The organism is Sphingobium sp. SA916 (assembly GCF_002894065.1).
Lineage (GTDB): Bacteria > Pseudomonadota > Alphaproteobacteria > Sphingomonadales > Sphingomonadaceae > Sphingobium > Sphingobium fuliginis.
Window position 1 is genome coordinate 22,624 of the sequence record NZ_LXYF01000043.1, and the last position, 13,100, is coordinate 35,723.

Annotated in this window: 16 protein-coding genes; 11 read left to right on the forward strand and 5 right to left on the reverse strand. The window is 66.8% G+C overall.

The window, feature by feature from the left end; translation table 11 throughout:
* Nucleotides 1–45 precede the first annotated feature (45 nt).
* From A8G00_RS13985 to A8G00_RS13990, 3 genes are all read right to left on the reverse strand, one after another.
* A complete protein-coding gene (locus A8G00_RS13985; protein ID WP_065846463.1) occupies nt 46–1,032 on the reverse strand; it encodes an ABC transporter substrate-binding protein in 987 nt (328 codons plus the stop codon).
* Nucleotides 1,022–1,159: a hypothetical protein gene (locus tag A8G00_RS25195; protein WP_157009796.1), complete on the reverse strand. Its 138-nt coding sequence runs from the start codon at nt 1,157–1,159 to the stop codon at nt 1,022–1,024. The genes A8G00_RS13985 and A8G00_RS25195 overlap by 11 nt, the downstream gene beginning before the upstream one ends.
* Before the next feature lie 513 nt (nt 1,160–1,672).
* Nucleotides 1,673–2,578, reverse strand: coding sequence for a LysR family transcriptional regulator (locus A8G00_RS13990; RefSeq protein ID WP_065846464.1), 906 nt, complete (start codon nt 2,576–2,578; stop codon nt 1,673–1,675).
* Between the two features lie 116 nt (nt 2,579–2,694).
* On the opposite strand from A8G00_RS13990, the gene A8G00_RS13995 reads away from it, so the two are divergent.
* Nucleotides 2,695–3,447 (forward strand): SDR family NAD(P)-dependent oxidoreductase, encoded by a 753-nt coding sequence (locus A8G00_RS13995; RefSeq protein WP_065846465.1) that lies wholly within the window; start codon nt 2,695–2,697, stop codon nt 3,445–3,447.
* Between the two features lie 91 nt (nt 3,448–3,538).
* Here A8G00_RS13995 and A8G00_RS14000 read toward each other — a convergent pair whose 3' ends face one another.
* Nucleotides 3,539–4,273, reverse strand: coding sequence for an SDR family NAD(P)-dependent oxidoreductase (locus tag A8G00_RS14000; RefSeq protein ID WP_099186588.1), 735 nt, complete (start codon nt 4,271–4,273; stop codon nt 3,539–3,541).
* Nucleotides 4,274–4,359: 86 nt separating this feature from the next.
* Between A8G00_RS14000 and A8G00_RS14005 the strand changes: the two genes are divergently transcribed.
* Nucleotides 4,360–4,731 carry a helix-turn-helix domain-containing protein gene (locus A8G00_RS14005; protein ID WP_025549465.1) on the forward strand — a complete coding sequence of 124 codons (372 nt, stop codon included), beginning with the start codon at nt 4,360–4,362 and terminating at the stop codon, nt 4,729–4,731.
* A gap of 84 nt (nt 4,732–4,815) precedes the next feature.
* Here A8G00_RS14005 and A8G00_RS14010 read toward each other — a convergent pair whose 3' ends face one another.
* A complete protein-coding gene (locus A8G00_RS14010; protein WP_197565247.1) occupies nt 4,816–4,956 on the reverse strand; it encodes a hypothetical protein in 141 nt (46 codons plus the stop codon).
* A gap of 97 nt (nt 4,957–5,053) precedes the next feature.
* Here A8G00_RS14010 and A8G00_RS25200 point away from each other — a divergent pair, with 97 nt between their 5' ends.
* From A8G00_RS25200 to A8G00_RS14050, 9 genes are all read left to right on the forward strand, one after another.
* Nucleotides 5,054–5,398, forward strand: coding sequence for a hypothetical protein (locus A8G00_RS25200; RefSeq protein ID WP_103000949.1), 345 nt, complete (start codon nt 5,054–5,056; stop codon nt 5,396–5,398).
* A 246-nt stretch (nt 5,399–5,644) separates the two neighbouring features.
* The gene (locus tag A8G00_RS14020; RefSeq protein WP_025549463.1) at nt 5,645–5,983 is read left to right on the forward strand and encodes a hypothetical protein; all 339 of its coding nucleotides are present in this window, start codon (nt 5,645–5,647) and stop codon (nt 5,981–5,983) included.
* Nucleotides 5,984–6,043: 60 nt separating this feature from the next.
* Nucleotides 6,044–7,309, forward strand: a complete 1,266-nt coding sequence (locus A8G00_RS14025; RefSeq protein ID WP_025549462.1) for a TolC family protein — start codon at nt 6,044–6,046, stop codon at nt 7,307–7,309.
* A complete protein-coding gene (locus A8G00_RS14030; RefSeq protein ID WP_025549461.1) occupies nt 7,306–8,433 on the forward strand; it encodes an efflux RND transporter periplasmic adaptor subunit in 1,128 nt (375 codons plus the stop codon). Before A8G00_RS14025 ends, A8G00_RS14030 begins: the two co-directional genes overlap by 4 nt.
* Before the next feature lie 3 nt (nt 8,434–8,436).
* Entirely contained in the window at nt 8,437–11,649 is a 3,213-nt protein-coding gene (locus tag A8G00_RS14035) for an efflux RND transporter permease subunit (RefSeq protein ID WP_103000950.1), read from the forward strand.
* A gap of 53 nt (nt 11,650–11,702) precedes the next feature.
* On the forward strand, nt 11,703–11,942 hold the full coding sequence (locus tag A8G00_RS14040) for a hypothetical protein (RefSeq protein WP_025549459.1): 240 nt from the start codon (nt 11,703–11,705) through the stop codon (nt 11,940–11,942).
* Nucleotides 11,939–12,115: a hypothetical protein gene (locus A8G00_RS25205; protein ID WP_167706776.1), complete on the forward strand. Its 177-nt coding sequence runs from the start codon at nt 11,939–11,941 to the stop codon at nt 12,113–12,115. The genes A8G00_RS14040 and A8G00_RS25205 overlap by 4 nt, the downstream gene beginning before the upstream one ends.
* Nucleotides 12,116–12,173: 58 nt before the next feature.
* Nucleotides 12,174–12,647, forward strand: coding sequence for a YaiI/YqxD family protein (locus A8G00_RS14045; RefSeq protein ID WP_099187045.1), 474 nt, complete (start codon nt 12,174–12,176; stop codon nt 12,645–12,647).
* Between the two features lie 154 nt (nt 12,648–12,801).
* Complete coding sequence (locus A8G00_RS14050) at nt 12,802–13,026, forward strand: hypothetical protein (protein ID WP_229742647.1); 225 nt, start codon at nt 12,802–12,804, stop codon at nt 13,024–13,026.
* The last annotated feature ends 74 nt before the right edge of the window (nt 13,027–13,100 follow it).

Consider the following 13,100-nt stretch of genomic DNA (forward strand, 5'->3'; position numbering starts at 1 on the left):
CCACCCGGCGGCCTGAGGCGACGGGTGGGTGGCGGACCATGATTTTCAGCCTCTTTTCGGTATGGAATCGTTGAATCGCGCGTCCCAGAGCGGTCGGACATCGACCGGCTTGGGCAGCAGCTTCTGCGCGAGGAAGAGGTCCGCCACCTGCTGCTGCGAGGCGATGGCCGCATCGGAGACGGGGCGCAGTTCGTAACTGTCGCTCTTGCGGCGGAACTGGTCCACCACATAATCGCGCGGAACGCCGATGTCCGTCGCGACGATGCCCGCCCATTCGGCTTCATTGGCCACGGCCCAGCCATAGGCCTGCTGCACCAGCGCCAGATATTGGCGGATGATCTGGGACATTTCCGCGTCGGCCAGCGCATCGGCATGGGCGCATACGAGATAGTTGCCCGACAGGATGCCGTAAGCGGTGCGCAATATCCGCGCACCCTCGGTCGCGATGGCCCGCTGGATCGGAAAGCCATAGATCGCCCAGGCGTCCAGCGCGCCTTGGGAAAAGGCCGCCGCGCCGTCGGCAACGCCCATGGCCACGGGCGTAATGTCGCCCCAGCCAAGACCCGCTTCCTCCAGCATCCGGATCAGGAAATATTGCGAGGTGGTTGCCCGCACATAACCGACGCGCTTGCCCCTCAGGTCGGCTATGGAACGCGCCTTTGATCCCTTGGGCACCAGAACCGCCTGATTATTGACGTCGCCGTGAAGGACGGCGATCTGACGGAAGCTCTGGATCGTAGAGGCGGCCGCGAAGATCGGCGGAATCTCGCTCATTCCTCCATAATCCAGCGACCCGCCGTTCAACGCCTCCACCACCAGATGTCCCGACTGGAACTCGCTATAGTGGATGTCGAAATCCTGCCGGGGGATGCCAGCGGCCTTGAACAGCAACCGCATGTCGGTCTCGCCCTTGCCGACGATCGCGGCGCGCAGCCGGGGCCTGCCGCGCCCGGCGCCACAGCCGGCCAGCAAAAGACCGGACGCCGCGCCCGCCGCCAGAAAACCACGCCGCGACCAGCCCTCAGCGACCACCGGCGCTTTCCTGCTGCGGCGCGCGCTCGAAGAGGATCACATTCGGATCACGCAGAAATTCGCGGCGGGCGGCATCGCGCAAGCGGAGCCAGGAATCTATCAGGGCACGTAACGGCTTCATACTCATCCTCCCGGCATGGAATGGCCATTATCTATTTTAATGGTAGAGATTAGTCTCACAAGCAATGCTGGTGGACCTATTAGATTTCTTTAGCGCAGGACCGTGCCCTTCGAAGGAGCGGCCAACCCATAAACGGCGATGAGGGAAGCCGGGCGCGCACCATGGGTCATGGAAGCGCCCCGCCCCTTTCCCATGCCCCCATGACCGCCGGCGGGGGCCCGCACTCCCAAAAAACTGGCCCGACAGCCGAAGCCGCCGAGCCAAGGAGAAAGGCATGAAAGCCCTTCGGGTCGCAGAGCTGCTCTTGCGCAATCCACCCGATTCGGATTGTAAAAATCCGACATGAGGGGCGAGGACGCCGGACCGCCTAATCCATGTTGTTTGCGCATGATGCAGGGAAAGATAGTCCGCCAACGGTCACGAAGGAATCGGGTCGCACCGGTCCCCGCCCCGCTCGCCGGGGCGGGGATTTTCTGCGGCGGGATCGCCGGGGCGGAAACAGCCGGAACGCCAGGGCGATCACGGTTGCGCGGCCAGCATCCCCCGCGGGAAACCGGCGGCGAGATGGTCGATCCAGGCCCTGACCGCCGGGGGCAGGCCGCGCCGGGTCGTGAAGACCAGATGCACGATCCCTTGCACGCCGCGCCATGCGGGAAGGATATGCACAAGCTGCCCCTCCGCCAGCGCGGCATTGCAGATATGGTCGGGAAGCAGGGCGATCCCCAGGCCCTCGACCGCTGCCTTCCGCACCGCCAGCATGTCTTCGCAACCCAGCCGGAGCGCAAAGCGGATGGTATGCGAACGCCCGTCGTCGGTTTCCAGATGCCATTCGCTTTCATCGCCGGCGTCGCTCGTACCCAGGCAGGGCAGATCGGCCAGTCCGGCAATATCGGCAAGGCGGCTCGCCCATTGCGGGCTGCCCACCAGAATGCGCGTCGATTTCCCCAATGAACGCATGGTGAGGGCCGCATCGCCCGTCAGCGTCGTGCGCACCCGCAGGGCGACGTCGATGCGTTCCTCGATCAGGTCCACGGCCCGGTCGGTCGCGACGATTTGAAGGCGGACCCCGGGATAGCGCCGGAGAAAAGCGGGAACCAGGTCCGAGACGATTTCGACGAGACCGTTCGGGCAACTGAAGCGAACCCGGCCATGGGGTTCGGCCTGCGCCTGCATGACCAGTGCTTCGGCCTGTTCCACTTCGGCCAGGATAGTGCGGCATCGCTCATAAAAGGACTGGCCTGTGTCAGTGACGCGGAAGCGGCGGCTGGACCGTTCGATCAGCCGAAGCCCCAGACGCTCCTCCAGACCGGCGATGCGGCGGGACAGTTTCGACTTGGGTTCGCGCAGGGCGCGGCCGGCCGCCGCGAAACCGCCATGGGCCACAACCTGCGCGAAATAGGCATAGTCATTGAGATCAATCTTCATCACCGTTCCTCTGGAGGAACGCTAAGTGCCATATCTGCCGACTACAAGCCTTATCGTCTCGGATCTATCTCCATCGGGCAAGGGCGATCCCGCCGAAATGCTCAAGGAGACAGACGATGACGGACAAGTTCGACAACAAGGTGGTGGTGATCACGGGCGGCACGAGCGGCATCGGGCTGGCCACGGCGAAGGCCTTTGCCGGGGAAGGCGCATCGGTGTTCATCACCGGCCGCCGTCAGGATGCGCTCGACGCGGCGGTCCGGTCCATCGGCGGCAGGGTGACGGGGGTTCGCGGCGACATGGCGGACCTGGCCGACATCGACCGGCTCTACGACGCGGTCCAGCAGGACCATGCACAGATCGACGTCCTCTTCGCCAATGCGGGCGGCGGCGAGTTCGCCCCGCTGGGCGCGATCAGCGAGGACCATTATCAGCGGACCTTCGACACCAATGTGAAGGGCGTGCTGTTCACCGTGCAGAAGGCCTTGCCCTTGCTGAAGGACGGCGCATCCATCGTCCTGACGGCTTCCACCACCAGCGTGGCGGGCACGCCGGCGCTGAGCGTCTATTCAGCCACCAAGGCAGCCGTGCGCAATTTCGCCCGCAACTGGATATTGGACCTGAAGGACCGCCGCATCCGCGTGAACGCGGTCAGCCCCGGCGTGACCGAGACCGCCGGCCTCAATGAACTGTTCGGCGGCGGCGAACAGGCGGAAGGAACCAAGGAATATCTCGCGGGACTGATCCCGGCCGGCCGCGTCGGACAGCCGGAGGAAATCGCCAGGGCGGTGTTGTTCCTCGCCTCCGACGAGGCGAGCTTCATCAACGGGATCGAACTTTTCTTGGACGGCGGGCAAGTGCAGATCTGAAAGGCCCGCTTGCCGGACGGCGCCGGCCCCCCGGGGGAGGGGGGGGTCGGCGCCTGTTCCTGTCAAGACCCCGATGACGCCCGGCGCCCGCTCATATCTGCGCCAGGCCGCCGTCGACGAACAGCTCGCCGCCGGTCATGAAGCTGCTGTCTCCCGACGCGAGGAACGCCGCCGCCGCCGCAATCTCCGACGGATCGCCCAGGCGCCCGAGGGGCGTTGCTTCACCCAATGCCTCGAAAGCCTCCCTGCCGACGACGTCGAGCGCCAGATCGGTGAGCGTCGGCCCGGGCGAGAGCACGTTCACGCGAATGCCGGTGCCCTTGAGGTCCAGCGCCCAGCTCCTTGCCAGATTGCGGACGGCGGCCTTGGAAGCGCTGTAGACACTGAAGCTGGGCGTTCCCATTTCTCCGGTGGTCGAGCCGGTCAATATGATCGCGCCGCCATCCCGCATCAGTGGCAAGGCCTTCTGCACCGTGAAGATCGCGCCCTTCACATTGACGTCGAACGTGCGGTCATAATGTTCCGGGGTGATTTCGCCCAAAGGCACCAACTCGCCGGTGCCTGCATTGGCCACCACGATGTCGAGCTGGCCCCGGCGCGCTTCCACCGCGGCGAACAGCCGGTCGAGATCCTCAGGGCTCGTCACCGATCCCTGCACGGCGACCGCGTTCCCGCCAAGCCGGGCGACGGCCGCATCAAGCGCTTCCTGCCGACGTCCGAAGAGGAAAACGAAAGCGCCCTCCTCCACGAAACGCTGCGCCGTGGCGAAACCGATGCCGCTTGCGCCGCCCGTCACCACCGCCGTCTTGCCATTCAATCTCTTCATCTTCGCGTCTCCTTGTTCAGGTGATGCGTAGCTGGCGAGGCACATTCCTATGGACAAGTATGCACCTTTTGGTAAGTATCAAAAATATGTCCGAGCAACCATCCTGCATGCCGGGCTTCTCCTGCGGCCTGGACGCCACCCTCAAGGTGATCGCCGGCAAGTGGAAGCCGTTGATCATCTACTTCCTGCTGGAAGCGCCCAATCGCTATGGCGAACTGAAGCGGGCCGTGCGCGGCGTGAGCGACAAGGTGCTCATCCAGCAGCTCAAGGAACTGGAGAGCGACGGCATCGTCGTCCGGACGGACTATAGGGAAGTGCCGCCCCGGGTCGATTACTCGCTGACCGCACTGGGCCGCAGCCTGGCCGATGCCCTAGCGCCCCTGTCCAATTGGGGCGCGGAACATATGGAGGAAGTCGCCCGCGTCTTTGCCGAGCGTGACAAATGGCGGCGGGGCTAGGCGATTCCCGAGGGGCGAACCGCCCCGGACTGCCACATGGGTCGTGCTTCCACAGGCGGAAGCCGGTGCCGCCGCTCCATCCGCCTAGGCCAGGAAGCGATCGCTTTCGGCAACGAAGTCCTCGATTTCCTGGAACAGGAAGCCATGCCCGGTCTCGGGACAACGGACCAGCTTGGCGTTCGGCGCCTGTTGCGAGAGGACATAGGATGGTTCAGGAGGAGCCATGCCTCTATCGGGAGAAGATCTTCTCCACGCTCACAAGGCGGGTCGACGGTTCAAAGTCGTCGTTTAATCCTCCAAACTTGCCTCGCTTCGTGCGGCGGTGGCCTGCGGCATCGAGATAACGGCGCATTCGCGCTTCTTCGCGGACAATTCGACACCCGGCTTCACCGGCTTGCTGCAGGCCCTGCCAGCCATCTCCTACGAGGTTGCCCTTTCCTCCAAGCCCTCACAACGCGCCCGGCAACTGGCGGACCGCATCAGGGACATGCTCCGGCTCAGCCCGCTGCAGGAGGATGCCATGACCGCAGGCCGGCATGTCCGGAAGCCGGACCATCGCTCCCCTTCCCTGTCAGTCCTGTCGAACCTTCTGGACGATAGCAGGCGTATAGGCAGGCCAGCGGCAGATCGCCTGCAAACGCGTGCGCTGGAGGAACAACATGCCTGACGGAGACCCCTGATCATAAGCCTCAGGCCGACAAGCCTCACCCCCGCACCGGTTGACGGTGCTTCGCGTCCCGCGCTCCGCTTCAACGAGGCAGTAGCCGTCAAAACATAGCCGCTTCCTCCAGGAAATGAGGCGCCCGCATGGCGGAATCGTCGCTCGAATATCCATCGCCATGCCGAAAAACGCGCTGCGGGGTAGCGTTCTCCCCTTGCAACCAGCCCGAAAATGCTCGTTAAAGGCAGGCGCATGAACCGGCTGCTCGCCCTATTCGCCTGTCTCGCGCTGGCGCTGTCCTTTACGACGGCATCGGTCGCGCATGCGATGGAGCCGATCGATTGCATCGACGCAGAAGGACCAGCGGCTGCCGAAACGCATGACGGCGGCGATGCGGGACAGACGTCCGGCGATACCGACCGCGCCTATCCTCACCAACATGGGGGATGCCATGGGCATCATGTCGCGGCCGCTGTCGCCATGTCGGAAATCACGTCCGGTCCGGTCCATCGGATGGTGAAGCTGCGTTGGACGCCCACCATCCATGGCGCCGCACCTCCGCGGAGCGAGTTGAGACCGCCGATCGCCTGACCACTGCCGCCCGGCCTGCGCATCGCGCAGGCGGTCATCCGTTGTCAGGAGTTTCCGAACATGAACCGTTTGCTGGCGGCGTTGCTTGCCGCCACCTCACCCCTATCCGCCGCGCAGGCGAAGTCCGCGCCGACGGCCGAAGCACCGCCCGGCCTGACGCTTGAGCAGGCGCTCGATCTCGCCAGCGCCACTGCCCCTTCGCTGGACGCGGCCGGGGCCGGCGTCGATGCAGCCAGGGCCGCGCAGGCAGCGGCCGGTCTGCGGCCGAACCCCATCCTCACCGTCGAAGCCGAGAATGTGGCCGGCACCGGCCTCTATTCGGACACGAAAAGCCTGGAGGCCACGACTTCGCTGGCCCTCCCGCTGGAACTGGGCGGAAAGCGATCGGCCCGGCTTGCCATCGCGGCCGCCCAGCGCGATCGCGCCTTCATCGAACAGGCGGTTGCGCGGGTCGACCTGCGGTTCGCGGTGACGCGGGCCTATGCGGAGGCCGCGGCGTCGGAGCGGCGGCTGGCGAATGCGCGCGACCAGCTTCGGATTGCCGGGGAAGGCTTGCATGCCGCTCATGTCCGCCTGCGTGCCGGCCGCGCCTCGCCCATGGAGGTGCAGCGCGCCGAGCTGGCCAGGATCAATGCGCAGGCCGCTCTCGTGCGGATGGAACGGTCGGCGGAAACGGCCCGCTTCATCCTGGCCCAGCGAATCGGGCAGGCGATCCCCGGCGCTCTCGACGCAGGCTGGTTCGACCGCATCGGCACAGCCCCCGGCCCGTTGCAGCCCCTGGAGCTGACAGAGACGCTGGCGCTTGCCGCCGCCAACGCCGATCTGGCGGCGAGCAGCGCGCAGGTGCGGCTTGCCCGAACCCAGCGCATTCCCGATCTGACGGTGGGCGCGGGCGTCCGCCGACTGGAAGCGACCAACGACAGCGCAGCGCTTTTCAGCCTGTCGCTGCCCCTCCCCTTCCTCAACGGCGGCAAGGCGGCGGTCGGGCAGGCCCTGGCGGAGCAGCGTCGCGCCGAAGCCCAGCGGCGAGCCACCGCGCAGGAGGTCGCCCAGGCGATAGCCCAGGCGCAGGCCGAGGCCGCGAACGCCGCCATCGGCGCGGAGACGGCGACCGGACCCGCCCTTGCGGCCGCTGAGGAAGCCGCCCGCATCGCCCGCATCGGCTATCGCGAGGGCAAGTTCAGTCAGCTCGACCTGCTCGATGCCGAACGCACGCTCACCGAAACGAAGGCAGCCGCCATAGAGGCGCTGCTCGCCTATCACAATGCACGAGCGCAGCTGGAGCGATTGACCGCTCGCGCGCCGGATCAGGGAGACGATCGATGAACCTCCTCCAGCGGACCGTCATGGCCGCAATCCTGACATTCACGGTCGCCGCCTGCGGAAACCAGCCTGCCGAAGAAAGCCATGCCGAAGGGGAGGCGCATGCCGGCGGGGAAGGGCTGATCCGCCTCACCGCGCAGCAGATCGCCGCCGCGGGCATCGAACTCGCCCGGCCCACCCCGGGTGGGGCGGGCGCCATCACCCTGCCCGCCACCATAGAGGGCGATCCGCAGGGGACGCAGGTGGTTTCCGCCGCGATCGGCGGGCGCATCGTGGCCCTCAGCCGCAATCTGGGCGAATGGGTGCGCAAGGGCGACATGCTGGCGGTGATCGAAAGCCGCGAGATCGCCTCGCTCAAGGCGGAGGCCGAAGCGGCGCAGGCGCGGCTGGCGCTCGCCCAATCCAATTTGCGGCGGGAACAGCGCCTGTTTGCCGAACGGGTTTCGCCCGAACAGGATCTGGTCGCGGCACGCACCGCCGCGACGGAGGCCGGGATCGCGCTGCGCCTCGCCCGGCAGCGGATTGCGGCGTCAGGGGGCGGGGGCGGTGGGCTCAACCGGCTGGGCATCGCCGCACCGATCGGTGGCCAGGTCATCACCCGCACCGTGACGCTGGGGCAGATGGTCGCCGAGGATGCCGAACTCTATCGCGTCGCCAATCTCTCTAAACTGGCGGTCCGCCTGTCGCTTTCCCCTGGCGATGCGAGCCGCGTCCGGCCGGGCGCGCGGGTGGACATCACCGCGCCGGGCCGCAGGACCAGCGCACGCATCGGCTTCGTCTCTCCGGTGCTCGATGAGAGCACGCGCCTCGTCCCCGTGCTGGCCATTATCGACAATCGCGGCGGCCAGTGGCGTATCGGCGAACCCGTCACCGCCGCCATCGCGGTGACGGGCGAATCGGGCGGCATGACGGTGCCGTCCGGCGCGGTCCAGACGGTCGAAGGGCGGCCCTCGGTCTTCGTCCGCACAGCCCAGGGGTTCAGGGCCGTGCCGGTCACTACAGGCCGGCCAGGCGGCGACGCGGTCACGATCCTGTCGGGCCTGACCGGGCGCGAGCAGATCGCCGTCGCCAACAGCTTCACTCTCAAGGCCGAGCTCGGGAAGAGCGAAGCCACGCATGAGGATTGAACCATGATCGGGCGTATCGTGACCTTTTCGGTCGAGCGGCGCTGGTTCGTGCTGCTCGTCACCCTCATCGCGGCCGCGATCGGCGGCTGGGCGCTCAGCCGCCTGCCCATCGACGCGGTTCCCGACATCACCAACAACCAGGTGCAGGTGAATATCCGCGCGCCCGCGCTGTCGCCCGAACTGGTCGAAAAGCAGGTCGCCTTCCCGATAGAGACCGCGCTGGCGGGGGTGCCGGGGCTGGAATATACAAGATCGCTGAGCCGCAATGGCTTCGCCCAGGTGACGGCGGTCTTCACCGATTCCACCGACATCTATTTCGGCCGCGCCCAGGTTGCCGAACGGCTGCGCAGCGCGGAGGATAGCCTGCCGGACGGCGTCACGGCTGAAATGGGCCCGATCGCCACCGGCCTTGGCGAAGTCTATATGTGGACGGTCCATCTGGCCCATCGCAAGGATGATCGACACTCGCCCGGCGAACCCGGCATCCAGCCCGACGGCAGCTATATCACGCCGGAGGGCGAGCGGCTGGTCGGCCAGTCCGATCAGGCGACCTATCTGCGCACGGTGCAGGACTGGATCGTCGCCCCGCTGCTCAAGAACACGCCAGGCATCGCCGGCATCGATTCCATCGGCGGCCATGTGAAGCAATATCAGGTCGCGCCCGATGTCCAGCGGCTCGCGGCGCTGAACCTGAGCCTCAACGATCTGGCGACCGCATTGGAGGAGAATAACAGCGCCGTCGGCGCGGGCGTCATCGACCGCAACGGCGAAGGGCTGACGGTGCGGTCGGATGCCCGCATCCGCAACGCCGACGATCTCAGCCGAACGGTCATCGCGACGCGGGAAGGCGTTCCCATCCTGCTCCATCAGGTCGCGACGGTGCGGACCGGCCAGGCGCTGCGGATGGGGTCCGCATCCGAGAACGGACGGGAGGTCGTCGTCGGCACCGCGGTCATGCGGATCGGGGAAAACAGCCGGGCCGTTGCCTCCGCCGTCGCCGGGCGACTGGACGAGATCAATGCCTCATTGCCAACCGACGTCATCGTAGAGCCCGTGCTGGATCGCACCGCGCTGGTCAACGCGACGATCGGCACGGTGGCGAAGAACCTGTCCGAAGGCGCGCTGCTCGTCATCGTCGTGCTGTTCGCCCTGCTCGGCAATTTCAGAGCCGCGCTGATCGCCGCGCTGGTCATCCCCATCACCATGCTGCTCACCAGTTTCGGCATGCTGCGCGGCGGTGTCTCGGCCAATCTCATGAGCCTGGGCGCGCTCGACTTCGGGCTCATTGTCGACGGGGCCGTCATCATCGTGGAAAATGCCCTGCGCCGGATCGCCGAGCACCAGCATGACAGTGGCCGGACGCTGAATCCTGAAGAAAGGCTGTCGGCCGTAGCCTTGGCCGCGCGCGAGATGATAGGCCCGTCCGTCTACGGCCAGGCGATCATCATCCTCGTCTATGTCCCGCTCCTCACGCTGGACGGGGTGGAGGGCAAGACCTTCACGCCGATGGCGATGACGGTCATCCTCGCGCTCGGCTTCGCCTTCATCCTCTCGCTGACCTTCGTTCCGGCCATGTTGGCCCTGCTGCTGTCGAAGCCGGTCGAGGAGAAGGAGGGGCGGATCATGTCCTGGCTGAACGCACGCTATCGGCCGGGGCTGGAAGCGGCGATGCGCCGGCCCAGCCGGACGATCGGAATCGGGGTCGCGGCATTTCTGGCGGCCATCGCCGGCTTTTCGATGCTGGGGCAGGAATTCCTGCCCCAGCTCGACGAGGGCGACATACTCGTCCAGGCGGTCCGCGTTCCGGGCACTTCGGTCGACCAGAGCCAGGCCATGCAGTTCGCGGTCGAACGCGTCGTCGCGGGCGAGCCCGAAGTCCGCTTCGTCTTTTCCAAGACGGGCACGGCCGAGCTTGCTTCGGACCCCATGCCGCCCAATGCGACCGACACCTTCGTCATCCTGAAGCCCCGCGCGCAATGGCCCGACCCCCGCCTCGCCAAGGCGGATCTGGTCGAACGGCTGGAGCAGCGGCTCGCGAAGCTGCCGGGCAACGCCTATGACATCACCCAACCGATCCAGATGCGCTTCAACGAGCTGATCGCGGGGGTGCGCGGCGACATCGCCATCAAGGTCTTCGGCGACGATGTCGACCAGATGAGCGGCACGGCGGATCGCATCGCCGCCGTGCTGCGGCGGACCCCGGGCGCCACCGACGTGCGGGTGGAACAGACCGAAGACCTCCCCATTCTCGACGTGCAACCCAATCGCGATGCGATGGCGCGGCTGGGCATCAGCGCGCGGGTGTTGCAGGACATATTGGCCGCCGCGGTGGGCGGGCGCGACGCGGGCATGATCTTCGAGGGCGACAGGCGCTTTGCCGTCACGATCCGGCTGGGCGAGGAGGCGCGAACCGATCTGGAGACGCTGGGCCAGGTGCCGGTGCCCACTCCGGCGGGTGCCTTCGTGCCGCTGGCAAGCGTCGCCCGGATCGCGCTGGTCGACGGCCCGAACCAGATCAGCCGCGAAAACGGCAAGCGCCGCATCGTCGTGCAGGCCAATGTGCGCGGGCGCGCCGTGTCCGGCGTCGTCGCGGATGTACGGGCGGGGATCGCGCGGGACGTGCGGCTGCCCGCCGGCACCTATCTCCAATGGGGCGGCCAGTTCGAAAATCTGGCATCGGCGCGGGAACGGCTGCTGCTGGTCGTACCGGCCTGCTTCGCGCTCATTCTCCTGCTGCTCTACGGGGCGCTCGGCAGCGTGCGGGACGCCGTGATCGTCTTCACCGGCATCCCTCTCGCGCTGGTCGGCGGCGTTCTGGCGCTGGCGCTGCGCGGCATGCCTTTCTCGATCTCGGCCGCGGTGGGCTTCATCGCCCTGTCCGGCATCGCCGTGCTCAATGGGCTGGTCATGGTGACGTCGATCCAGGACCTGATGGCGCGCGGCATGGATCGCGGCAAGGCAGCCTGTGAAGGCGCCCGGGCGCGGCTGAGGCCGGTGGTCATGACGGCGCTGGTCGCCTCGCTCGGCTTCGTGCCGATGGCGCTGGCGACCGGCCCCGGGGCGGAGGTGCAAAAGCCGCTCGCCACCGTGGTCATCGGCGGCCTTGTTTCCGCAACCTTGCTGACCCTGTTCCTGTTGCCGACGCTCTATGCCCGCTTCGGCCGGCGGGGCGGGTCGGCTGCGCTGGGACAGGAGGAAATGGCGGCCATCTCCTGAAAGGGGAATGGCCCGCTCCCCCGGCTTGCTGCCGGGGGAGCGGGAGAGATTTCATGTCGCAGGTGGAATCCTTGGCACTTGCAGGCTCCGCCGCAGTTCCCAGCGATAAGGAGGATGCCGTGCCGGACCAGATCGTTTCCATTGGCCTGCTGACAGCGAAAGACCTTGAGCTTCTCGGTCAAGGATTCCGGCGGCACTTTCCCATACAGGATGACGACCTCTTCAAGGACCTGCTCGCGAAGCTGGATGAGCTGCCGGCGCGGCCCGAGCCCCGCGCCAAAGACAGGCGATGAGCGGGCGACGCAGAAGGCTTGGCCTGGGCCTGCTGCTGACGGCGATCCTGTTGAGCATTGTCGTCATCGTCGGCCTGATGATCCATTCAAGCATCGACGCGCCCGATCCGGCGTCGCGACCCCCCACGGGCGCCATGCCGCCGGAGGGCGAACCGATGCGCCCGGCGGATTAGATCACGCATTCATCCCGCCTTGCGCGGCGCCCATCAGGCGGTGCATGGAGCGGCAGCCATGTCCCAGACCAAAACGCCCAACATCCTTATCGATGCCGACGCCTGCCCGGTGAAGGAGGAGACCTACAAGGTCGCCTGGCGCCATGGCGTGCCGGTCATCGTCGTCAGCAACAGTCCCATCAGGGTGCCGGCGCATCCGCTCGTCTCCCGCATCGTTGTGGGCGAGGGCTTCGATGCGGCGGATGATTGGATCGCCGGGCATGTGGACGCCGGCTCGATCATCATCACCGCGGACATCCTGCTGGCCGACCGATGCCTGAAGGCTGGATGCGGTGCGGTGATCGCGCCCACGGGCAAGCCCTTCACCCATGCCTCCATCGGCAATGCCGTGGCGGTACGGGCGGTCAAGGCGGACTTGCGCGCCGGCATCCTGGCGGACGGCGTCGGCGGACCAGCGCCGTTCGCGAAGGCCGACCGGTCCCGCTTCCTGTCCGCCCTGGACGAAGCGGTCGTCCGATTGCGGCGGCGGTAAGACCAAGACCTGGAGCAGGGCCCGAAACCCGACCGCGCCCTAACCTGCGTCATCGATGGGACAGGATCGCCCGGCGCCCGGTCGCGTTTGATGAGGCGCAGGTCGGTGATCGGCTCGCGGGACGCTGGTGCGCATGCCAAGAGAGGAGGAAAGGATGGTCCGTATGCTTTTGATCGCAGGCAGCCTGCTTGCCGGGGCCTGTTCGGGCGAGACCCCGTCCGACCGGAATGCAGTCAACGGATCGGCCATCAACCGCGCGGACGATGCGCCGGGCAATGGCGCCGCAGGACCGCTGCCGACCAGCGGATCTGGCGAGGTGCCGCCCAACGCGCCGGGCGCGGATAATCAGGCGACGGGCTCCAATATCAGCGACCGATAAGGCGGAATTGCCGGAACCGGGCGCTCCGCGCACCGGCGGAAATACGACCTCTTCGGCGCATTGTTCCGGCGTCG

Bases quoted from the DNA above. Each gene is read 5' to 3' on its own strand.
- A8G00_RS14045 (WP_099187045.1), top strand. From the start codon at position 12,174: ATGTCCCAGACCAAAACGCCCAACATCCTTATCGATGCCGACGCCTGC.
- A8G00_RS25205 (WP_167706776.1), top strand. From the start codon at position 11,939: ATGAGCGGGCGACGCAGAAGGCTTGGCCTGGGCCTGCTGCTGACGGCG.
- A8G00_RS14010 (WP_197565247.1), bottom strand. From the start codon at position 4,956: ATGGCTCCTCCTGAACCATCCTATGTCCTCTCGCAACAGGCGCCGAAC.
- A8G00_RS14035 (WP_103000950.1), top strand. From the start codon at position 8,437: ATGATCGGGCGTATCGTGACCTTTTCGGTCGAGCGGCGCTGGTTCGTG.
- A8G00_RS14030 (WP_025549461.1), top strand. From the start codon at position 7,306: ATGAACCTCCTCCAGCGGACCGTCATGGCCGCAATCCTGACATTCACG.
- A8G00_RS14005 (WP_025549465.1), top strand. From the start codon at position 4,360: ATGTCCGAGCAACCATCCTGCATGCCGGGCTTCTCCTGCGGCCTGGAC.
- A8G00_RS13995 (WP_065846465.1), top strand. From the start codon at position 2,695: ATGACGGACAAGTTCGACAACAAGGTGGTGGTGATCACGGGCGGCACG.
- A8G00_RS14025 (WP_025549462.1), top strand. From the start codon at position 6,044: ATGAACCGTTTGCTGGCGGCGTTGCTTGCCGCCACCTCACCCCTATCC.
- A8G00_RS14040 (WP_025549459.1), top strand. From the start codon at position 11,703: ATGTCGCAGGTGGAATCCTTGGCACTTGCAGGCTCCGCCGCAGTTCCC.
- A8G00_RS14050 (WP_229742647.1), top strand. From the start codon at position 12,802: ATGGTCCGTATGCTTTTGATCGCAGGCAGCCTGCTTGCCGGGGCCTGT.
- A8G00_RS13990 (WP_065846464.1), bottom strand. From the start codon at position 2,578: ATGAAGATTGATCTCAATGACTATGCCTATTTCGCGCAGGTTGTGGCC.
- A8G00_RS14000 (WP_099186588.1), bottom strand. From the start codon at position 4,273: ATGAAGAGATTGAATGGCAAGACGGCGGTGGTGACGGGCGGCGCAAGC.
- A8G00_RS25195 (WP_157009796.1), bottom strand. From the start codon at position 1,159: ATGAGTATGAAGCCGTTACGTGCCCTGATAGATTCCTGGCTCCGCTTG.
- A8G00_RS14020 (WP_025549463.1), top strand. From the start codon at position 5,645: ATGAACCGGCTGCTCGCCCTATTCGCCTGTCTCGCGCTGGCGCTGTCC.